We start from the raw sequence: 21,258 nt of genomic DNA on the forward strand, positions 1-21,258 counted from the left end.
AAGATCATCGTGAAACCCATTGTTTATGCTGCAATTGCGGCTTCGGCGCTTGTTGTTCACGCCTTCTCGTCCGCGAGGCAAGTCAACGGTCCTAACGACGCGGCGGCAGGTTCGTCGGCAACGGCGACTTCAGGATCATCGACGGGCCGCCTCTACGCCGTGTTCGTCGATCGGCCGACTGGATTCACATTCGTCAAATTGCCGAGCGGATGGAAATTCGTTGGCGCCGTGACACATGACGACACCGTACATTTGCCACCCGGCGTTCTCACATCGGTGCTTCCGGTGAGCGGCAAGCGTTAGGCGCCGGCGAAGAACAACTGAGGACGAGCGTGCACCACATTCCGACGTACCAGCGCGGGACCGGTCATCCGGCCGACATGGGAGAATAGTCCCGCACCCGCTGGTCAGCCCGGCGATACACTGGCCCATCTACATCTGGCGGCCCATTGGCCGGTCTTTCGAATGGATAAACTCGCCGCCATGCAGGCCTTCGTCCGCGTCGTCGATGCGGGCACCTTCACGCGCGCTGCCGACCTCATGAACGTCCCGAAGTCTACGGTGACACGTCTCGTTCAAGCGCTCGAACATGAGCTCGGCGTCAAGCTTCTGCATCGCACCAGCAGGCAACTCACGCTCACCCAGCAGGGTCAGGTCTACTACGAAGGATCGATCCGCTTGCTGGACGAGGTCGGCTCGCTCGATTCGAGCGTACTGAGCGCGACGCGTTCGCCGAGGGGCAAGATCAAGGTCGAGTTGCCGGCCTCGCTGGCGTATCACGTCGTCATACCCGCACTCCCCGATTTCTTTGCACGTTACCCTGACGTGCAGGTTGAAATGAACGTCGGCAATCGCTCCGTGGATCTGATCGCGGAGAATCTCGATTGTGTATTGCGGCTTGGCCCGATCCTGAACGATTCACTGGTTGCAAAGCCGGCGGGCGCGTTACCGCTGTTCACGTGCGCATCGCCGGCATACCTCGAACGTCAGGGCGTACCTCGACACCCGGCAGATCTCGCGAAAGACCACACGGTCGTCCGGATGACATCGCCACGCTCGGGCCGCGACTTCGCGTTCCAACTGACGCGCGATGGAGCGACCACCGAGGTACGCGGATCGCACCAGATTACCGTCAATGACTCGGGCGCGGCGCTCGCCGCGGGTCTCGCCGGACTTGGCGTGCTGACGACGTATGCGTTTCTGGTCGCACCGCATCTGCAATCCGGCGCGCTGCAACGGTTGTTTCCAGACTGGCAAGGCGACCAGATTCCCGCGCACGTCGCGTATCCGGTGAACCGGCATCTCGCGTCCAAGGTCCGGGTATTCGTCGACTGGGCAATCGAACTGCTCCGCTCGATGCAAGTCGCGGGATAGCGCACAACATCGTTGGCGTCAGAACCGGTTAGATGCGATGCCATGTCCCTCCGCTACCGAGCAAGCGGCCACGTGGATCTATACTGTGGGACCTGGAGACTTCGATGACCAATCAAGAAAGACTGCATCCGCTACGTCCGTTCCTGAAGAACTGGATTTGGGAGCATGGCCGAGTCGGCACGCGATATCTGGACTGTACCGATGGCGCAATCAAGTTTGACGAAGGGAAGAAGTCGCGCTTCGCGGCCGAAAAATACCTATACGTGCCGCTCGACAAGGATGCCGACGACGACGCGTCCGTCGAAGGTCCTGCGATCCAGGAGGCGGGACTCGCCCGGTTTTTGAGGGCAGCGCAGTTAGGCAAGCCCGAAGAGGCCGGCACTATCGCCGAGGTCCAACGCGCGGTGCAGGACTGCATGGAACTCGGCCTGTTCAGCGCGTATCAGTTGGACGCCCAGGAGGCCCTCGCGCGCTATGAGCAGGAACCCATGTTCGAGGATGAGATCCGCGCCGCGGTTGTCGGCGATATCCGGCGTGTCTACACGGGCATGCGCGAACAATTGGCGCTGTACGATTTCAGTGTGCTTTACGGTCTGCCCACGCCCCTGCTCATCAGCGAGGCGCCGTTCATCGACTGGCGCGTGCGCGCAAGTCCGGCCCTTCCGTTTGTCTCGCTTCCTCTTGGGCCATACTGCCTGCTGGTGGGTGCGCCGTCGGGCCGCAGCAGCCGAATTGGCCCGGTGGTCTGGAAGTCCGCTGCGGCAATGGGTCCGTTGAAGGACCACAACCGCCAGATCGCGGAGCACGCACGGTCGTGGATCGTGGCAACCACTGACGACCAACTCGTCGCGATACAAAGCCGCTTTATTCAGGCCAGTGGCCCCGAGCCAGAGGATGCGAGGCCCTGACTGAAGCAGGCGGGAAACGCTCGGCGGCGGGCTCAACCACCGCTTCCCAATCGGAGTACCTGGAGACTACGAATCCAGCGTTGTACCGAAGACCTCCCTGAAAAACTGATAGGCGTTGTTCTCGTTGTCATAGCCCGACTCGGCGGTGTAGACGATCCGCCAGACTCCCCCATTGGCCCGGAAAATCCAGTATCGGACGTCCGGGCCGGGGGACAGGTGGACGTCGACTCGCCCTCGCCCGGCGATGACTTGACGTCCGCCTTCAAGCGTCTCGCTGGCCGTGCCGAGCAACGGGTAAGTCGGGTCATTGACCGAGCGCAGCGCGTCCAGATAGCTGGCAGGCGCGTTCTTCTCCGGGTCGGGAATGAAACGAATACCGACTGCTTCGTGGCTGCTCGTGCATGTGTCCTCGACGAGATGACACGCAGACGCATAAGCCCAAGGATTGACCTTGCTGAGCAGAAGCGGATTCGCTTCCCATAGACCGCTAAACTGTACCGATCGCCCCGTGACGGGATTTACCCAAACCATCGGCCCGTTCGGCTTCGCACCGACGGGAGCTTCATCGCCACGAGTCGACACGAGTATCGATTCGAAGAATCCTTGCGCATTGCGCTCCGCATCGGGATTCGCGACTTTCGACAGATAGAGGACTTCCCACCGACTGCCGCTGCCCTCGAAAATCCAGGCGCGCGCGAACTTTTCCCCGGAAGCGCTGAGGTAGCCGGTCAGACCGGGAAGACCGCCTGAATTGGCATTGTCCGTGTGTACCGCGCCCGCTCCGGTCCCCTCCCAGACGGTACGTCCGCCGACAGTCACCTTGTCGAACCGGACAATCGGAGGATACGACCGGCTATCCGGTCCAGCGGCCAGCTCCCGGTCAGAGACAGGGCCCACGTTGATGGCGGCAACTTCACCGCTTGCCGACTTGAACACCCACGCATATCGCTGCCCCTCGAGGGACGGATGCTCACGCCAGCGGTCGTCGAGGTCCGACGGTAGCCCGGAAATCGGGTTGGTCCAGCTTCCGGGCTCCATATCGGACGACTGCCCGAGTGAGGGATTCGGGTTAGCTGGGACGGTGGACGCCGCGGGATGCACTGCCTCGTGCTGCACCGCACGCACGAGTGTGATCGGATCACTACGTGGGGTCGTTCCGTATTCCGTCGCCACTGCGAGGATCGCCAAGACAGCCATCGAGCCCCAGACGGTCTTCGCGACCTTGCCCGCCACTCTGCCGCTCCGCGCTACCGGCTCCGCCTCACGCTGGTTCTTTGCCGCCGCCTCCCTCGCACGACGCTCCCGTGCGGCCGCTTCAGCCGCACGCTTACGCCTTGCTTCAAATATCTTTGCATCAGGCTTTGCGCTCGCGGCGCCCTGCTGTTTGCTGCTCGACTTCGCCTCGTCATTGAGCAGCTTCGCATCGTACCTGGCACGCGCAGCCGGGTCACTTAGCACCGCATAGGCCTCGTTGATGATTTCCATGATCCGCGTCGTATCGCGGCCAGGATTCTTGTCCGGGTGAAACTCGTGGCTCAGTGCGCGATATGCCGCCTTGATGACACCGGCCGTCGCGTTGCGCGTTACGCGCAGGTTGTCATAGTGTGTGTGCATCGCGGGTGTGGACTGGTCGCCTACCCCCGCCCGATGGGGGTGTGGTATTTACGGCAGCGCGCGGCGTGCCGCAGTTGGCAACTCCGGATTTCCGTACGAAGTCGACGAAGGGCACGCCCGTTTCGATTATGCCCACGACGACGTCTTGCGCAACACTCGACCGGTCCCTTGCGTGCGTTACCACTCCAAATTCCGCCAGCCGGGCGGTTCCACCGGACTTTTCCATACACCGGCTGAATCCGTCTGCCGATTACAGCCGCTCGACATGGCAGCGCAGGATTTGCTCTCGCTAACCCTGGGGCACTAGCGAACGCGGCCGGAGCGCCTGGAACGCGATCCAATCTGAGCAAGCTCTTTGTCAGCAAGCACATAGTCGCTACGGTTATGCAGACGAGACAGGGCGAGGTCCAGAAACGCTCGTACGCGCTTGGGCTGAGCAGCTCGGCTTCCGTAGTACACGTGCAAACCGATGTGCGCGCTCATATGCTTCAGGAGAATTGGCGCCAGTCGCCCCGCACGAATGTGGGGTGCCGCCGAGTAGCTCGCGAGCTGACCGATGACTCGCCCCGCGAGCACGGCTTGCAGTTCCAGTTCCGCATCGTTCGTCGCGAACGCGGGAGACATCTGGCGATATTCGAGCTTGCCGTCCACGCTCAGGTACCAGGGCGCCACCTTGCCGGTGGCCGAATGTCGGTAGACGCTGCAGCGATGCGCAGCCAGCTCATCGAGTGTCGATGGCGTGCCGTACGCTTTCAGGTAGCTGGGCGCCGCGCAGACGATCATCTGGATCGGGAACAGTTGTCGACCGATCACGCCCTCGCCGGGCGACGCCCCGATCCGGAACCCGACATCGACGCGATCCAGCACCCAGTTGCCGATACCGTCATCGAGCTGGACATCCGGCTGAATACCGGGGTGCTCCCGGCAGAATTCATCCAGCACCGGCATTAGGATCGCGGCAAACGACGATTTCGGCCCGACGATCCGCAGCGGCCCCGCAATCTCATCCTTGGACTCTCGCGCCAGGGTCAGCGCTCTGTCCAGCGCCGCCAGGGCGGGCTGTGTGTTCTCGAGGAACCGTTGGCCTTCCTCGGTGAGAGCGAGACTGCGCGTCGTCCGGTGTAACAGGCGCACGCCAAGACGCTGTTCCAGCTGCGCAATGGCCTGACTGGCCGCCTGGGGCGTGACGCCTTGAGCCAGGGCAGCCTGCCGGATGCTGCCGAGTTCCACGGCTTTGGCAAACGTCGCGATGGCCTTGAAGTCATTGACGGGCATGGTGAACTCTTCTGTTCAAGCGCGGACGGAACCGTTGCGCAGGCTACCGAGTATCAATCAGGAGTTGATACTGGTGCAAGGCGAAATCGTCTATTCAGTTGAAACTGGGGCGCATAAAGTGACGGACGAGGGGCGATTGCCCCATGTCATCGACGCTCGCCACCAAAGGATCGAACATGCAAGACGTGACCCTGAACAATGGAATCAAGATGCCGATCGTCGGGTACGGTGTCTTTCAGATCGCCGACGCGGCAGAATGCGAGCGCTGCGTCGTGGACGCGGTGCAGGCGGGCTATCGCCTGATCGACACGGCTGCGTCGTACAAGAACGAGGAGGCCGTCGGACGAGGCCTGAAACGGTGCGGCGTCCCGCGTGACCAGCTTTTCGTCACCAGCAAGCTGTGGGTCGAGGATGCGGGTTATGAACGCGCTCGCGTGGCCATCGACAAATCGCTGAAGCGACTCGATCTGGATTACCTCGACCTGTTCCTGATCCATCAACCGTTCTCGGACGTGCATGGATCGTGGCGAGCGATGGAGGAAGCGTATCGCGCCGGCAAGCTGCGGGCGATCGGCGTGAGCAACTTCCAGCCCGATCGCCTCATGGACATCACGGCGTTCAACGAAGTGAAGCCAGCCGTCAACCAGATCGAAGTCAATCCTTTTCACCAGCAGGCTGAAAGCGTCGATTTCATGCGCGAGCTCGGCGTGCAGCCGCAGGCGTGGGCGCCCTTTGCCGAAGGCCGGAACAACCTGTTTCAGAACGAGCACCTGGCGGCCATCGCTCAACGCTACGGCAAAACCGTTGGCCAGGTCGTGTTGCGATGGGTGGTTCAGCGTGGCATCGTCGCGCTCGCGAAGTCCGTACGGAAGGAGCGAATGCTGGAAAACCTGGCCATCTTCGACTTCGAACTGTCAGGGGAAGACATGCAGCTCATCGCAACGCTGGAGACCGGCACCAGCAGTTTCTTTTCCCATCGCGATCCGGCAATCGTGAAGTGGATGAGCGAACGAAAACTTGGCCTGTGACGCACGATCGGAAAGTCTTCGTCGCCGACCCGTCGCACCATCACATGCGAATCACATCCATCACCGTCTTCTTCTTGTCCTTGAACTGATAGATCGTGATCGCCGCATCCTTCAGATCGCCGTGCGGATCGAATGCAATTTTGCCGATCACGCCGTCATACTGCGTGACGGGCATCGCGGCGAGAATCTTCTCGCGGTCAGTCGAATTGGCGCGCTTCATCGCGTCGTAGATCACGTAGACGGCATCGTAGGCGAACGGCGCGTACGCATCGATCGGCACCTTGTAGCGCGCCGTGTAGCGACGGTCGAACTCCTGCCCCTTCGGCATCTTCGACAGCGCGAGCCCCGCTTCCGAACACACCACGTTGCCGATCGCATCGCCCGCGAGGCTCACCATCTTCTCCGTGCAGGCGCCGTCGCCGCCCAGCACGCTCGCCGTCATGCCGAGATTCGCGGCCTGCTTCGCGAGCGGGCCAGCCGTTGCGTCGGAGCCGCCGTACATGATGACGTCGGGCCGCAAGCCCTTGATCTTCGTGAGGATCGCGCGGAAGTCGGTGGCCTTGTCGTTGGTTGCTTCGCGCGTGATGATCGTGCCGCCGTTGGCCTTCGCCGCCTTCGTGAATTCATCGGCGAGCCCTTGTCCGTATGCCGTCGAATCGTCGATCACGGCAATTCGTTTCGCGTGCAGCGAATTGAGCGCGTAGCGTGCGAGCGCCGGCCCTTGCAACGCATCCGTCGCGACGACGCGGAACGTCGTCTTGTAACCCTGCTGCGTGTAGGCAGGGTTCGTCGAGCCTTGAGAAATCTGCACGACCTGCGCCTCGCTATAGATGCGCGACGCCGGAATCGATACGCCCGAATTGATATCGCCGACCACGGCCACCACGCCGTCGTCGACCAGCTTCTGCGCGACCTGCGTTCCCGTGCGCGGGTCGGCCGCATCATCCTGCGAATCGAGCTGCAAACGCACCGGCTTGCCGCCGATCACCGGATGCTGACTGTTGATCTCATCGATGGCGAGGCGCGCAGCGTTTTCGCTGTCCTTGCCCATGTTCGCGAGTTGTCCGGTGAGCGGCGCCGCGTGGCCGACCAGCACGACAGCGGGAGTGGCATCGGCGGCGTGGGCCGATGCCTGTATGGCGGCCAGCGCGACGACGCCGGCCAGAGAGCGGAAGTTCTGTTTCACGGGCTGCCTCACATCGGTTATGAAATTGAATGAGCGCTATGGGTTGGATCGCGCCTGATAGCCAGTATTCGTTCGCCGCCATTGCGCGTCCAACGAGAAATTCTGTTTGCAGCCGATAAACAAAGCTTATGCAGTCGCGCCGTTCGCGCTGTGCCGTAGCAAGACTTCGACGCTGCGCCCGATTGAGAGAATCGATGCATCGGCGAGCGCCGGTCCGCAGATCGACAGGCCCACGGGCAGCTCGCCTTCGCGATGGCATGGCAGCGTCAGCGCGCAACCGTCCATGAAGTTGACGACGCTGGGATTGCGCAGCACTTTCGCGTTCGTCGTGAAGAAGGCTTCGTCGTCGTTTTCGACCTGCACAATGGCCGGCGGTACGACTGCGACGGTCGGCATCAGCCAGGCATCGAAGCGCGCGAGCCTTGAGCGCGAGTCGCGCACGAAGCGTTCGCGCGCGGCCAGCAGGTCGATATAGTCGGCGGCGCTGCGCCCTTCGCCGACGCGCAAACGCTTCAGCACGCGCGGGTCATACGCGTCGGCGTCGCGTGCGACGTGCTCGCGGTGCCACGCCCACGCCTGCGCGGCCGTGACGCCCGCGAGCGGATAGCGTCCCGCCACCTCATGCAGTTCGGGAAACGCAAAGCGCTCGACCGTGGCGCCCGCGCGCTGCAACATGCCGATAGCGCGATTGAAGGCGGTGCTCACCGTGTCATCGAGATCGTCTGCTACATAGTCCGACGTCACACCGAGCCGAAGTCCTGCGAGCGGCCGCGGCGCAGTATCGAGCGCTTGGCCCGACACGATGCCGTCCATCAACACACAACAGTCAACGCTGCGCGCAATCGGCCCGACCGAATCGAACGATGACGAGAGCGGCACGGTACCCTCGAGCGGCACACGCCGCGCGGTCGGCTTGAACCCGACCAGTGCGCAGAACGCGGCAGGAATGCGGACCGAGCCGCCGGTATCGGTGCCGAGCGCGGCGACGACGTGTCCGAGCGCAACGGACACCGCCGCGCCCGAACTCGACCCGCCGGCAAGACGCTTTGCGTGCGCGGGATTCATCGGCGTGCCGTAGTGAGGATTCAGGCCGAGACCGGAGAACGCGAACTCACTCATATTGGTGCGACCGACGAACACCGCGCCCGCTTCGCGCAAACGCGCGACGGCCGCGGCATCGCGCACGGCGGGCGCGGCGTCGCGCAGGATTCGCGATCCCGCTGTCGTCACCTGTCCTTTGATGTCGAACAGATCCTTCACCGAAACAGGCACGCCCGCCAGCGCCGAGGGCACATAGCCACGCGCGCGAAACGCGTCGCTGGCGTCGGCGGCTTCGCGCGCCGCCAGGCGGTCGATCTGCGTGTAGGTCGCGCCGCCGCGCGCAAGATCGGCGTCGATGGCCGCGAGACTCGCGTCGAGCAGTTCGCGGGCCGACAGGTTTTTCGTCGCGAGCGCCTTGAGGGATTCACGGAGGGTGCGCATCGCCATCACTCCGTATGCGCGAGCGCATCGACGGAATAACGATGCCGCAAGCTGCGTCCGAGTACGGGATCGTGCAGTTCCAGTTCGTAAGCGTGAGCGGACGTCAGCGCGCCGAGCACGGGCTGTGTGCCGCAGAACAGCACGGTCTCGGGAATCATCGACGTCGCGCCGAACGCCCGCCGGATCAGCGCTTCGGGATGCATCAGCCGCGCAAGCGTGCCTTCCTGATAACGGATGCGCTCGCCGCTCTCATCGATGCGCCAGCTCCGCGCGATCAGCGCGTCCCAATGCGCGGCAACGTCCGCATAATGCCAAAGCGTTTTGCCGAGTGGCTTAGCGCACATCTGCTTCGACACGGCTACGTCATAGCCTTCCACCTTGCGATCCGTATGATCCGAACCGATGCCGACCAGCAAGCCGTCCGCCTCCGTCTGCACCAGCACGACTTCGACTTCGCCTGACGAATGCTCGCCAATCACTTCGATGCTGCCCGAGGTCGTCAGCAACGCCGGCGCGACTTCATAGAAACACGGCACGGTAGACGGCCTGCGCACGCCGATCGCTTCCAGCTCGCGAATGTGATGCTCGACCTCGGCGGCATCGCGTCCCGCCCAGCCCGCAATCACGAGACGGCTCGCGTTCACCTGAATGGCCCGCCCGCCCTGGATTTCACATGACACGTTCTTCATTGCAGCGCCCTCTGTTTTGACGATGTGTTTGCCCTTCATCACCGGGCATTCGCTGCAAAGTTTTGGCGCGCGCGGCAGGCGTGTCCAACAAATTAATGTTGTCGCGCGGCTGAAAATTTTCTTGTCACGTAGGGCGCAACGCGGCGCTACACTGAGCCATTCGTGCTTGCCTCGTCAGGGTTGTGAATGAATCTGCGATTTCTGGAAACCTTTGTCTGGCTCGCACGGCTGCGCAGCTTCCGGCTGACCGCCGAACGCCTGCATGCAACCCAGGCCGCCATTTCGAGCCGCATTTCCGCGCTGGAACAGGAACTCGGCGTGCGGCTGTTCGAGCGCGGCCCGAAGGAAGCGACGCTCACACAGGACGGCACCAAAGCGCTGCCGTTCGCCGAACAGATGCTGAAGCTGAATCAGGCGATGCTCGCGAGCGTCGGCGATCGATCGAAGGTGTCGGGCCTGCTGCGGCTCGGCGTGATCGAATCGATCGTGCATACCTGGTTGCCCGATTTGCTGAAACGGGTTCGCGACGAGTATCCGAATCTCGTGATCGAACTGACCAGCGATACCTCTGCGAATCTTTCCGCGCAACTCGCAAACGGTCATCTCGACGTCTCGTTTCAGACCACGAGCGTCGCCGGCGCGGATATGACGAACGTGCCGCTCGGCAGTCTGCCGATGCGCTGGATGGCGAGCCCCGCGCTCAATCTTTGCGCGCAGGCGCTGACCGAAACCGAACTCGCCGCGTATCCGGTCATCAGCTTCGCGCGTCATTCGCCGCCGCATGAATTTCTTGCCAGCCTGTTCGCAGCTAGCGGCGATGTGCAGGTGCAGATCAACTGTCTTTCGTCGGTGGCGGCGATCATCCGGCTGGTCGTCGACGGATTTGGCATCGCCGTGTTGCCGCCCGCGTTCGTGATGCGCGAACTCGAAGCCAGCCAGTTGCAGTTGCTGCAAGTCACGCATCGCGTGCCCGCGTTGCCGCTCGTCGCCGCCTATCGACGCACGCCCGACAGCCTGCTTGCCGAGTCGATCACCCGGCTCGCGCTGAACGTCGTGCTCGATTTCAGCCTGAAACATGGGCCCGAATTCGCCTTGTTCCCGCCATCGGACGACGCCATCGCACACGCCTGAGCGATCCATTCATCGATACGAGTACGCCGACATGCTGACCGCACTTTGCATTGCTATCGAACCGCTCGAAGCCCATCGCTGCGAGCCCTATGGCTGGCTGCTCGGTAATCCCGTGCGCACGGATGGCGACGCGCCCGCGTTCGTCAGCCCGGCATCGGACTTCTGGCGCGAGCATCTGTTCGACACCGGCACGGATGGAAAAACAGAAATACTGTGGGTCGTGTACCGCAATCGCAACGCGGAGATTGCGTCGCTCGAACTGCATCGTCTGACGCAGCAGGCGATCGTGCCGTTGACGGCGCCCGTCGTGCACATCGTCGCGACGTCGCTGGAAGATGGTGAGCCTGATCTCGCGTCGCTACGGGCATTCGAGATTCCTGTCGGCAAAGGTCTGTGCATGCGGCCGAACATCTGGCATGCAACGCGTGTCATCAATAGCGAGGCCACCTGCCTGATGCTGACACGCCCTTCGACCACCTACGATCTCGTCGTCCATCTGAAGACGGGCGCGCCAGCTTGCGAAAGCGTCGTCAGGTCTATCGACCGTCGTACGCTCGAATTGGGTACGTCTTGAGCAAGCGGGCGCACGCATGCTTGCTAGTCGCTGACTTTCAATAGCGTCGGATCGTTGCGATACACATCGGGAAACATCCGCTTCAGCTCACTCACCTTCGGCAAATCGTTTATCGCGATGTACGGGTAGTCGGGATGGTTTGCGAGGAAGTTCTGATGGTAGGCCTCCGCCGGATAGAACCCCTTGAAGTTCTCCACGCGCGTGACGATCGGTCCTGAGAACACATGCGCCTTCTCCAGTTGCGCGATGTAGGCCTGTGCAACGCTACGCTGCTCTGGATTGGCCGGGAAAATCGCCGAGCGATATTGCGTACCGTGGTCGGGTCCCTGATAGTCCAACTCGGTGGGGTCATGTGCCACCGAGAAGAAAATCTGCAACAACCGTCCGTAGGTGATCTGAGTCGGGTCGTAGGTGATCTGCACCGACTCCGCGTGTCCCGTGTCGCCTTCGCTAACGGTTTCATATTGAGCGGTCGCGGCCGCACCGCCCGTGTACCCCGCGGCGACCTGTTTCACGCCCCGCACGTGTTCGAATACACCCTGGACACCCCAGAAGCAGCCACCCGCGAACACTGCCGTTTCGCTATGCGCTGCTCCGACTTTTTCATCCAGAGTGGGCGCTGGAATCCTGATCGCGCCTTCAGCCGAATTCGCGATGCGCTGCACCGCGAAGACGCTCGCCGCAATGGCGACGCAACCGGCTAGTCGGGTAAAGACTGCACGCCTGCTCCGGGGAGTCTGGCGAGTAAAGATCGTGTACATGATGTCAGTCCTGCAAAGAGGGGTTGATTCACGTCGCCCGGCCTCGATCACCCGAACGTAAATGCATACGCTTGCACGCCGGGATCCAGAAACTCGATCGAGAACGTGTGATCCGCGACATCGCCGGTTTGTCGAACGAGCTGGTAGAGACGCTGTTCGGTCACGGTGCCGCTGCCGTCAGCAGCGATGTCGGTGCCGTGCGCGGCGCCCGGTGCAGCGCCATCCACACTCACGCGGAAGCGAACCGGCTTGCCGTCCTTACCCGGACCCAGCACGAGATGCAGATCGCGGGCATGAAAGCGATAGACGATGCGCCCGGACGCGGCCGCAAGCGTCGCGTGTTCGGCGCCCACCTCCCACGCGCCGACGAGCCCCCAGTCGTTGACGGCCGGCTGCGACGGCGCCGCATAGGTGCGCACCTTGTCCTGCGCCTCACCGCCGGGCGACGCGAAATTCTCCGCGCGCTCGTAGCCGATATAGGTTTCCGGCGAGCGCATATTGGCATTGTCGGCCGCTGCCTCCACGCCTTGCGCGCCTCCGCCCGCGATGCCGAGCGCGACCTTCGACGCGCCCGGATGACCCGCCTCGGCCAACAGCTGCTGAATCACCTGTTCCGATTCCGCGTAGTCGCCTTCGCCGAAATGGTGATGGCGAATCCGCCCTTGCGCATCGATGAAATAGTGCGCCGGCCAGTACTGATTGTTCAGCGCGCGCCAGATCGCGTAGTTGTTGTCGATGGCGACGGGATAGTCGACGCCGAGATCGTGGGTGGCCTTTTTGACGTTGTCGATATTGCGCTCGAAGGCGAATTCCGGCGCGTGCACGCCGATCACGACGAGGCCCTGATCCTTGTATTTCTGCGCCCACGCCTTGACGTACGGCAGCGAACGCAGGCAGTTGATGCACGAGTACGTCCAGAAGTCGACCAGAACGACCTTGCCGCGCAGGTCTTGAACCGAGAGCGGCGGGGAATTCAACCATTGGACGGCGCCATCCAGCGTCGGCAGCACGCCTTCGACGGGCAACGGAGCCGCTCCCGCCGGCGTGGCATGCGCGGCACGCATCATCGCGCCGGAGTCGACGGCATCGGCGGCGGGCCTGGCGGTCATGACGGCATCATTGCCCGCTGCATTGCCCGGCGAATTGCCCGACGAATTGACCGGCGTCGCAGCGGGCGAAAACCGGTCCACGAGTCTCTGTTCGATGCCGCCGGTCGCGACGGTCGAGACACGCGCCAGCACGCCCGTGTCGAGGCCGAGCGCAATCGCCACCACGCCGCCCAGCATCGCCACACCGATCCCGCGGCGGATCCATTCGCCTGCGCCGAGCGAGCGCTTCATCGCCGTAAACACCCGTCCGCCGATCAGCAGCGCCAGCGCGAGCGAGGTCGCGGCACCGGCCGCATAGGCCAGCAGCAGCAGCGTGGTGCCGACGCTCGCGCCGCGCAACGCTGCGCCGGTCAGCACCAGGCCGAGAATCGGACCGGCGCACGGCGCCCACAGCAGCCCGGTCGCGACACCCAGGAGAAATGACGAGCCTGTGCGAACCTGCCCGCCGTCGCCCTGGGCAAAGTTCGACAGGCGATTGCCGGCGCTCACCAGCGGACGCATCAGATGATCCGCGAAGCGTGGCAGCAGCAGCGTCAGTCCAAAGACGGCGAGCAACGCGATCGCGAGCCAGCGGCCGTACTGGTTGGCCTGGGTGACCCAACCGCCCCCTACCGCGGCCAGGGTCGCGACGATGGCGAACGTCAGCGCCATGCCTGCGAGCAACGGCAGTCCGCTGCGCAGGAACGGCTGATCGGCGCGCGCGAAAACGAACGGCAATACCGGCAGGATGCACGGACTGAGTATCGTGAGGGCGCCGCCGAGATAGGCGAGAACGATGAGTAGCATGTCGGTTTCCGGTATGGCTGCCGGTCGCTGGGTAGTGGAGGGAAGAATCGCCGGATGGCGCGGGCGTTCAGGTGGCGGCGGGCGTGAAATTCATCGCCACGCCGTTCATGCAATAGCGCAGTCCCGTCGGTGCTGGACCGTCATCGAACACGTGACCGAGATGGCCGCCACAGCGCCGGCAGTGGACCTCGTTGCGCGTCATGCCGAACGATCTGTCTTCGCGCGTCGCCACGGCGTGTTCGAGCGGCGCCCAGAAACTCGGCCAGCCTGTGTGGCTATCGAACTTCGTGCGCGACGCAAACAGATCGAGCCGGCAACCCGCGCAGCCGAACACGCCCGCGCGGTGCTCGTCGTTCAGGGGACTGCTAAAAGGCCGCTCGGTGCCTTCCTTACGCAACACCAAATACTGAGACGGCGTCAGCAACTGACGCCATTGCGCGTCCGTATGCACCACTTCGAAGCTGCCGGCCGGCTCGCCATCCGCCACCGGGGCGGCCGCCAGCGGACGCCAACGGCTTATCGCCGCCAGCGCCGCCATCGCTGCCCCACCTGAAAACAGGAATCGCCTTCTGCTTTGCATGACGAGCTCCTTGACGCGAATCAGTGGAAAGTGGCGCCATACTAGAGCCGCGACGATGTCGAAGTCCTCACGAAAAGTTAAATTAAATGTGATAACTCGCCGCCCGGAAATTTTGCACAATGGAGCAACGGCCGCTTTTGGCGGCGCCCATCTTTCCAATGCTCTGAACCTCGCTCTCACGCGCGTCTAAAGCCCTCCATGGACCATCCCAAGCGCATCCTGATCGTCGAAGACGACGTCGACATCGCCAACGTGCTGAGTCTCAATCTGCGCGACGAGCGCTACGAAGTCGTCCACAGCGCCGACGGCAACGAAGGGCTGCGTCTGCTGGAGCAAGGCGGCTGGGACGCGATGATCCTCGATCTGATGCTGCCCGGCGTCGATGGTCTGGAGATCTGCCGGCGCGCCCGCGCGATGGCGCGCTATACGCCGATCATCATCACCAGTGCGCGTTCGAGCGAAGTGCACCGGATTCTCGGCCTCGAACTCGGGGCTGACGACTACCTGGCCAAGCCGTTCTCCGTGCTCGAACTGGTCGCGCGCGTCAAGGCGTTGCTGCGGCGCGTCGAAGCGATGGCGAAAGACTCGCGCATCGATGCGGGCAGTCTGCACATCGGCGGCCTGACGATCGATCCGCTGACCCGCGAGGCGAGCGTCGACGGCAAGCCCATCGAACTGACGCCGCGTGAATTCGACCTGCTCTATTACTTCGCGCAGCATCCCGGCAAAGTGTTCTCGCGGATCGACCTGCTCAACGCCGTGTGGGGCTATCAGCACGAGGGCTATGAACACACCGTGAATACCCATATCAACCGGCTGCGCGCCAAGATCGAGGCCGACCCGTCCGAGCCCGAGCGCATCCTGACGGTCTGGGGGCGCGGCTACAAGCTGGCTGGCCCGGACGACTCGCCGGCGCGCGCCGGCACATCTCGGGACGCGCCGTGAACCTGACACTGACGCAGCGGCTCTCGCTCGTTTTCTCGATACTGTTGCTGGCGTGCTGCGGTGCGTCGGCGTGGCTGCAGATCCGTTCGAGCAAGATGCACGAACAGGAAGTCGTGCAAAGCCTGTCGCGCAGCGTCGCCGACGATATCGCGCACAGCACCACGCTGATGGACGCGAACGGCCTGCGGCCCGACGCGGTGCGCCAACTGTTCGGTCAGTTGATGAGGGTCAATCCGAGCGTCGAGGTGTACCTGCTCGACAATCAAGGGCGTATCAAGGGCGACGACGCCCCCACGGGCCACGTCAAGCGCACTCAGGTCGATCTCGGGCCGATCCGGCAATTCATCGCCGGAGAAGCGTTGCCGATCCTCGGCGACGATCCGCGCAACCTCGACGGGAAAAAGGTGTTCAGTGCGGCGCCGCTGCAACTGAAGGGCCAGCAACCATCAGGTTATATCTATGTGGTCCTGCTCGGTGAGGAACACGATGCGCTCGCCGCACGCGTGGCCGCCAGCTCCGTTTTGCGCACTACGCTGTGGTCGATGGCGCTGGTCGCGCTGCTCGGCCTGATTGCGGGCCTGATGGCATTTGGCCTGATCACGCGGCCGCTGCGCAGCCTCACCGAAGCCATGCGCCGCTTCGACGCCGACGGCGAGCCGGACACCCAACCGGCCGTGCCGCGCTCGGCGCCGGCCGGACAGCGCGACGAAATCGCCGTGCTCGAAGCCACGTTTGCGCAGATGGCGAACCGCATCGGTGTGCAGTGGCGTGCGCTAACGAGACAGGACCAGCAACGACGCGAGTTGATCGCCAATATTTCGCACGACCTGCGCACCCCGCTCACCTCCTTGCACGGCTACCTCGAGACCCTGTCGCTCAAGGCCGACACGCTCAGCGACACCGAGCGCAAACGCTATCTGGCGATCGCGCTGGCACAAAGCGTCAAGGTCGGGCGGCTCGCGCAATCGTTATTCGAACTGGCCCGGCTCGAACACGGCAACGTGCAACCCGCGCTCGAGCAATTCTCGCTGGTCGATCTGGTGCAGGACGTTTTCCAGAAATTCGAACTGCCGGCCGAGGCGCGGCACATCCGGCTGCGAGCGGGCATTCCGCCGCGCCTGCCGGCCGTCTGCGCCGATCTGGGGATGATCGAGCGCGTGCTGACGAACCTGCTCGACAATGCGATCCGGCACACGCCCGCCGACGGCGAGATCACCGTCGATCTCGCGCACAAGGACGGCCGGGTATCGATCACGGTCAGCGACACCGGTCCCGGCATTCCAGCGGAGCAGCGTGAAGGCATGTTCGAACGCCCGTTCAGCTCGGGCGGCACGCGCCGCGGCGGCGGACTCGGGCTGCTGATCGTGCAGCGCATGCTGCAATTGCATCACAGCCAGATTCGCCTGCTCGAAGGTACAGGCCCCGGCACGACGTTCTGCTTCGATCTGCCGACAGCGGAGAAGTCGGGGGCTTCCAGCGTCCCGCTCTGACTGGGTATTCGCCCATGCGTCGAGGCGACGTGACTCCACCCTCACCGCTTCGGATACAACCCCAACGTACTCGCATGCAGGCGCGCGAGGCCGAGCAACGCATCCGTATAAGGCGTCGGCACACGCGTGAGCTGCCCCAACTCGCGCACCGCGCCGACCAGCGCATCGAGTTCGACCGCCTTACCCGCCTGCACGTCCTGCAGCATCGACGTCTTCATCGCGCCGAGCTTCAGCGTGACCGCGTGACGATCGTCGGGTGCCTGGTCGATCGGGATACCGAAGCGCGCGCCGATTTCCTTCGCCTCCAGCATGATGTGCGTGACGAAGCCGCGCACGAGTTCGTCTCCGAGGATCCGGTCGGTCGTCGCGCCGGTGATCGCGCTGACCGGGTTCATCGTCATGTTGCCCCATAGCTTGAACCAGACGTCGCGCTGGATCTGCGCCGAGGCCGTCGCATGGAAGCCCGCCGCCTGCAGCAGCGCGGCGAGCAGCTCGACGCGCTCGCTCGGCTTGCCCGAGGCCTCGCCGACGATCAGCCCATTGCCCTGGTGATGCCGGATCACGCCGGGCGCGTCGATCAGGCAGCTGGCATGCACGACGCAGCCGAGCGTCTGCGCGGCCGGAATCGCGGCGGCAATCGCACCGTCGGGATCGATCGTCTTCAGGCGCTGGCCCGCCAGCTCGCCGCCGAGGCCGTCGCAGAACCACCACGGCACGCCGTTCATCGCCGTCAGCACGACGGTTTCCGGGCCGAGCAGCGGCTTGATATGCGCGGCCACCGCCGCCATCGCCGGACCCTTCACCGCGATCACGACGAACTCCTGCACGCCGAGGTCGGCCGGTTTGTCGCTCGCCTTCACCTGCTCGGCGTAAATCACGCCGCCTTCGATGAGCCGCAGACCATGCTGGCGCACCGCATCGAGCGTCGCGCCGCGCGCGACCACGCCAACCTGATGCCCCGCCTGCGCGAGCTTCACTCCCATCCAGCCGCCGATCGAGCCGGCGCCGTAGATCGCTACTTTCATCGCCTGAATCCTTGCCTGTTGCTGTGTTTATTGCCGCGCCGCTTTTCGCAGGGTTTCGATCATTGCCGGTAGCTCGCATCGATCCGATCGACCCGCCGCACTAGCGCGTCGAACACGTCCTGCCCGGCGCCGTGGCGCGGGTCGAACTGCAGCGCGTCGCGCGAGCAGCGCATCGCGATCTCCTCGGGCACCGGCCGCGCGCGGCCCATCGAGAACGTCGCCATCTGGATTTCGCAGGCGCGATTCAGCGTCCATAGAATCGCGAAGGCCTGCGGCAACGTGCGGCCCCACGATAGCAGACCGTGATTGCGCAATATCACGGCCTGTTTGTCGCCGATATGCGCGAGCAGCCGCGGTCCCTCTTCCGCATGAATGGTGATGCCCTCGAAGTCGTGATACCCGATCCGATCGTGCAACTGCGCGCTATAGAAGTTGGTCTGCTGCAAACCCTCTTCGAGACAGGCCACCGCGACACCCGCCGTGGTATGCGTGTGCATCACGCAGTGTGCGTCGGGCAAGCCCTCGTGAATGGCCGCGTGCACGACGAAGCCGGCCGGGTTCACCGGATACGGCGAGCCGTCGAGCACGCGCCCGTGGGCATCGATCTTCACCAGATTGCTCGCGGTCACTTCGCTGTAGTGCAGCCCGAACGGGTTGATCAGGAAGTGCCGCTCGGCGCCGCTGACGCTGTCGGGCACGCGCAGCGTGATGTGGTTGTAAATCATCTCGGTCCAGCCGAGCAGATCGAAGATCCGGTAGCACGCGGCGAGTTGCACGCGCGCCTGCCATTCGTCCGGATGCATCGTCGCCGATCTGGGCGCGCTTGCCGGTTGCGCTTCGAGGGTCGTGGCCATCGTCAGTGTCTCCATGATTGTCGTTGTGGCGGCACGCCGATGCGTGCCGCCCATCGCTATTCACCCGTGCTGCGACAGCGGCCGACCCGCCGGCCGACGTCAGGCGCCCGTCACCACCGCCGCGATCGACGACGCGACATAGTCCGCGTTGCGCGCGTTCAGGCCCGCGACGCACATGCGGCCCGAGCGCAGCACGTACACTGCGTATTCGTTGCGCAGAAGTTCGACCTGGCTCTCGGACAGCCCCGTGTAGGTGAACATGCCGCGTTGCGCGACGTAGCGCGCGCGCATCACTTCATCGACGCGTCCGGCGAGTCCGGCGTGGATCACGTTGCGCATCGCCAGAATGCGCTCGCGCATCGCGCCGAGTTCGGCTTCCCACGACGCGCGCAGCGTCGAGTCGGCCAGCACGTTGGCGACGAGGCGCGCGCCGTGCGTGGGCGGATTGCTATAGTTCGCGCGCACCGCCGACATCAGCTGGCCGGCCACGCGGGCGGCTTCGTCGGCGCTCTTGCAGACCACGCTCAACGCGCCGACGCGCTCGCCGTACAGCGAGAAATTCTTCGAGAACGAGTTCGCGACAATCAGCGGCACGTTCGCGTCGGCGAGCAGACGCACCGGCGCGGCGTCTTCTTCGAGGCCCGCGCCGAAGCCCTGGTAGGCCATGTCGACGAACGCAATCAGCTTGCGGCGCTGCAAAACCGGCACCAGTTCGGCCCATTGCGCCGGGCTCAGATCGACGCCGGTCGGGTTGTGGCAGCACGCGTGCAGCAACACGACGCTCTTTTCCGGCAGCGCGTCGATCGCGGCGAGCATTTCGGCGAAACGCAGGCCGCCCGTTTGCGGGTCGTAGTACGGATAGGTGTTGACCGTGAGGCCGGCGCCTTCGAACACGACGCGATGGTTTTCCCAGCTTGGGTCGCTGATCCACATCTGCGAGCCGGGGAAGTAGCGCTTCAGGAAATCGGCACCGACCTTCAGCGCGCCCGAGCCGCCGAGCGTTTGCAGCGTCGCGATCCGGCCTTCGGCGCGCGCCGCGCTGTCGGCGCCGAACACGAGCGCCTGCGCGGTGTCGCGATACAGCGGCAGACCGGCCATCGGCAGATAAGAGCGCGGGCCGATCGCGTCGAGCAGCGCGGTTTCGGCGCGGCGCACCGCGTCGATCACCGGCAGCTTGCCGGCGTCGTCGAAATAGATGCCGATGCTGAGGTTGACCTTGTTCGGCCGGGGGTCCAGCTGAAAGTCTTCGTTCAGGCTCAGAATCGGGTCGCCCGGATAGGCGGGAATATGGTCGAACATGACGGGTCCTTGAAGACGGCCTCTGAAGGCCTGTTGTAGCGGTCGTCCGCGCGGCGCCCGGACGACAGGGCAAACCTCAAGTCTAAGCGGGTTTGCCGGGCTAAGTCGACCGGCACGAGTGTCGACCGGCGGCGCGCCGCGCACAATCAATCGATTTTTCACGATTCGTAAGTTTTTCTTTAGAATCGATCGTATGCCCCTGACCCGCGTCACAATCCGCCAATTCGAAGCGTTTCTCGCCATCGTCGATCTGCACAGCATCGGCGCGGCGGCGCAGCGGCTCGGGCTGACTTCGTCGGCGGTGAGCCAGTTGCTGGCGGAACTCGAAGCCGAGCTCGGCTTCCGGCTGTTCGATCGCACCACGCGGCGCGTCGCGCTGTCCAGCGCGGGGCAGGACTTTCTGGCCTCGGCCGAATCGGTGCTGCGGCACGTGCGCGCGGCCGCCCAGTCCGCCGACGATATCCGCAACCGCGCCGCCGGCATCGTGCGGGTCGGCGCGCCGCTCGTGATCGCGTCGACCGCGTTGCCCGCGGCGATCGCCGAGTACGCGCGCGACAAGCCGAAGGTCGTCGTGCGCATCTGCGATACCGAGGTCGAACAACTGGTGGAGCGCGTCGAGAGCGGCGACATCGATCTCGCGATCGGCCCGGACCGGCAAAGCGGCGCGCGCGTGCGCTGCGAGCCCGCGTTCGCGAGCCCGTGGGTCATGTGGTGCTCGGCCACGCATCCGCTCGCGGCGCGCCGCCGCGTGCAGTGGCCGCATCTGCGCGACGTGCCGATCGTCGCGACCGGCCGCGACCACGAACGTGCGGTCGATCAGATGCGCGCCAATCTGCCGGTGGAGGCGCGCATCGTCCCGGTCGAGGTCGTCGACAATGTGACCACCGCGTTCGGTCTCGCCGCGCAGGGGCTGGCGGTGACGCTCGCGCCAGCCTATGTCGCGCCGCTCGCGCGCACGTTCGGGCTCGTGATGAAGCGCATCGTAGACCCCGAGACGATTCGTGAAGTGTGTGTGTATCGCTCGACCGAGCGTGCGCTGTCGCCATCGGCCGATGGCTTCGCGGATTTCGTGATGCGCTGGTTGAAGCGCTGGGATCGGGAGACCCAGGCCGAGGCGCGGGGTAAAAGGGCTTGAAGCGGGCTTGAAG

General features: G+C 64.1%; 20 protein-coding genes. 9 read left to right on the forward strand and 11 right to left on the reverse strand.

Annotated features, from left to right (window positions below; genetic code table 11):
• The first annotated feature begins 9 nt into the window (after nt 1–9).
• The 3 genes from CI15_RS37195 to CI15_RS32225 all read left to right on the forward strand — a co-directional run bounded on the left by CI15_RS37195 (nt 10) and on the right by CI15_RS32225 (nt 2,282).
• Nucleotides 10–303, forward strand: a complete 294-nt coding sequence (locus tag CI15_RS37195) for a hypothetical protein (RefSeq protein ID WP_153041241.1) — start codon at nt 10–12, stop codon at nt 301–303.
• Nucleotides 304–465: 162 nt separating this feature from the next.
• Nucleotides 466–1,374 (forward strand): LysR family transcriptional regulator, encoded by a 909-nt coding sequence (locus CI15_RS32220; protein WP_062136917.1) that lies wholly within the window; start codon nt 466–468, stop codon nt 1,372–1,374.
• A 104-nt stretch (nt 1,375–1,478) separates the two neighbouring features.
• Complete coding sequence (locus tag CI15_RS32225; protein ID WP_062136920.1) at nt 1,479–2,282, forward strand: hypothetical protein; 804 nt, start codon at nt 1,479–1,481, stop codon at nt 2,280–2,282.
• A 66-nt stretch (nt 2,283–2,348) separates the two neighbouring features.
• Here CI15_RS32225 and CI15_RS32230 read toward each other — a convergent pair whose 3' ends face one another.
• Together CI15_RS32230 and CI15_RS32235 are read right to left on the reverse strand one after the other, a co-directional pair.
• On the reverse strand, nt 2,349–3,896 hold the full coding sequence (locus CI15_RS32230) for a J domain-containing protein (protein WP_062136923.1): 1,548 nt from the start codon (nt 3,894–3,896) through the stop codon (nt 2,349–2,351).
• A 303-nt stretch (nt 3,897–4,199) separates the two neighbouring features.
• Nucleotides 4,200–5,171: a LysR family transcriptional regulator gene (locus tag CI15_RS32235; RefSeq protein WP_062136926.1), complete on the reverse strand. Its 972-nt coding sequence runs from the start codon at nt 5,169–5,171 to the stop codon at nt 4,200–4,202.
• Between the two features lie 176 nt (nt 5,172–5,347).
• Here CI15_RS32235 and CI15_RS32240 point away from each other — a divergent pair, with 176 nt between their 5' ends.
• The gene (locus CI15_RS32240; protein WP_062138348.1) at nt 5,348–6,199 is read left to right on the forward strand and encodes an aldo/keto reductase; all 852 of its coding nucleotides are present in this window, start codon (nt 5,348–5,350) and stop codon (nt 6,197–6,199) included.
• A gap of 40 nt (nt 6,200–6,239) precedes the next feature.
• Here the strand turns inward: CI15_RS32240 and CI15_RS32245 are convergent, their stop codons facing one another.
• From CI15_RS32245 to CI15_RS32255, 3 genes are all read right to left on the reverse strand, one after another.
• Nucleotides 6,240–7,385 (reverse strand): branched-chain amino acid ABC transporter substrate-binding protein, encoded by a 1,146-nt coding sequence (locus CI15_RS32245; protein ID WP_420915892.1) that lies wholly within the window; start codon nt 7,383–7,385, stop codon nt 6,240–6,242.
• 126 nt (nt 7,386–7,511) lie between these two features.
• Nucleotides 7,512–8,867: an amidase gene (locus tag CI15_RS32250; protein WP_062138350.1), complete on the reverse strand. Its 1,356-nt coding sequence runs from the start codon at nt 8,865–8,867 to the stop codon at nt 7,512–7,514.
• A gap of 5 nt (nt 8,868–8,872) precedes the next feature.
• On the reverse strand, nt 8,873–9,556 hold the full coding sequence (locus CI15_RS32255) for a DUF2848 domain-containing protein (protein ID WP_062138352.1): 684 nt from the start codon (nt 9,554–9,556) through the stop codon (nt 8,873–8,875).
• 186 nt (nt 9,557–9,742) lie between these two features.
• On the opposite strand from CI15_RS32255, the gene CI15_RS32260 reads away from it, so the two are divergent.
• Nucleotides 9,743–10,687, forward strand: a complete 945-nt coding sequence (locus tag CI15_RS32260; RefSeq protein ID WP_062136932.1) for a LysR family transcriptional regulator — start codon at nt 9,743–9,745, stop codon at nt 10,685–10,687.
• Nucleotides 10,688–10,718: 31 nt separating this feature from the next.
• Nucleotides 10,719–11,261, forward strand: a complete 543-nt coding sequence (locus tag CI15_RS32265) for an ureidoglycolate lyase (protein ID WP_062136935.1) — start codon at nt 10,719–10,721, stop codon at nt 11,259–11,261.
• A 23-nt stretch (nt 11,262–11,284) separates the two neighbouring features.
• Here the strand turns inward: CI15_RS32265 and msrA are convergent, their stop codons facing one another.
• From msrA to msrB, 3 genes are all read right to left on the reverse strand, one after another.
• Nucleotides 11,285–12,022, reverse strand: a complete 738-nt coding sequence (msrA, locus tag CI15_RS32270) for a peptide-methionine (S)-S-oxide reductase MsrA (protein ID WP_062136937.1) — start codon at nt 12,020–12,022, stop codon at nt 11,285–11,287.
• 47 nt (nt 12,023–12,069) lie between these two features.
• Nucleotides 12,070–13,917: a cytochrome c biogenesis protein DipZ gene (locus CI15_RS32275; protein ID WP_062136940.1), complete on the reverse strand. Its 1,848-nt coding sequence runs from the start codon at nt 13,915–13,917 to the stop codon at nt 12,070–12,072.
• Nucleotides 13,918–13,984: 67 nt separating this feature from the next.
• Nucleotides 13,985–14,497, reverse strand: coding sequence for a peptide-methionine (R)-S-oxide reductase MsrB (gene msrB, locus CI15_RS32280; RefSeq protein WP_062136943.1), 513 nt, complete (start codon nt 14,495–14,497; stop codon nt 13,985–13,987).
• A 198-nt stretch (nt 14,498–14,695) separates the two neighbouring features.
• On the opposite strand from msrB, the gene CI15_RS32285 reads away from it, so the two are divergent.
• Both CI15_RS32285 and CI15_RS32290 read left to right on the forward strand, forming a co-directional pair.
• Nucleotides 14,696–15,442, forward strand: a complete 747-nt coding sequence (locus CI15_RS32285) for a response regulator transcription factor (protein WP_062136946.1) — start codon at nt 14,696–14,698, stop codon at nt 15,440–15,442.
• Nucleotides 15,439–16,932: a sensor histidine kinase gene (locus CI15_RS32290; RefSeq protein ID WP_062136948.1), complete on the forward strand. Its 1,494-nt coding sequence runs from the start codon at nt 15,439–15,441 to the stop codon at nt 16,930–16,932. Before CI15_RS32285 ends, CI15_RS32290 begins: the two co-directional genes overlap by 4 nt.
• A gap of 41 nt (nt 16,933–16,973) precedes the next feature.
• Here the strand turns inward: CI15_RS32290 and CI15_RS32295 are convergent, their stop codons facing one another.
• From CI15_RS32295 to CI15_RS32305, 3 genes are all read right to left on the reverse strand, one after another.
• Nucleotides 16,974–17,957: a 2-dehydropantoate 2-reductase gene (locus CI15_RS32295; RefSeq protein WP_062136949.1), complete on the reverse strand. Its 984-nt coding sequence runs from the start codon at nt 17,955–17,957 to the stop codon at nt 16,974–16,976.
• 59 nt (nt 17,958–18,016) lie between these two features.
• A complete protein-coding gene (locus tag CI15_RS32300) occupies nt 18,017–18,811 on the reverse strand; it encodes a class II aldolase/adducin family protein (protein ID WP_062136951.1) in 795 nt (264 codons plus the stop codon).
• A gap of 99 nt (nt 18,812–18,910) precedes the next feature.
• Complete coding sequence (locus CI15_RS32305; RefSeq protein ID WP_062136953.1) at nt 18,911–20,110, reverse strand: amino acid aminotransferase; 1,200 nt, start codon at nt 20,108–20,110, stop codon at nt 18,911–18,913.
• 193 nt (nt 20,111–20,303) lie between these two features.
• Between CI15_RS32305 and CI15_RS32310 the strand changes: the two genes are divergently transcribed.
• Nucleotides 20,304–21,245, forward strand: a complete 942-nt coding sequence (locus CI15_RS32310; RefSeq protein WP_062138354.1) for a LysR family transcriptional regulator — start codon at nt 20,304–20,306, stop codon at nt 21,243–21,245.
• Nucleotides 21,246–21,258 lie beyond the last annotated feature (13 nt).

The organism is Paraburkholderia monticola, from assembly GCF_001580545.1.
In the GTDB taxonomy this organism is placed as follows: Bacteria; Pseudomonadota; Gammaproteobacteria; order Burkholderiales; family Burkholderiaceae; genus Paraburkholderia; species Paraburkholderia monticola.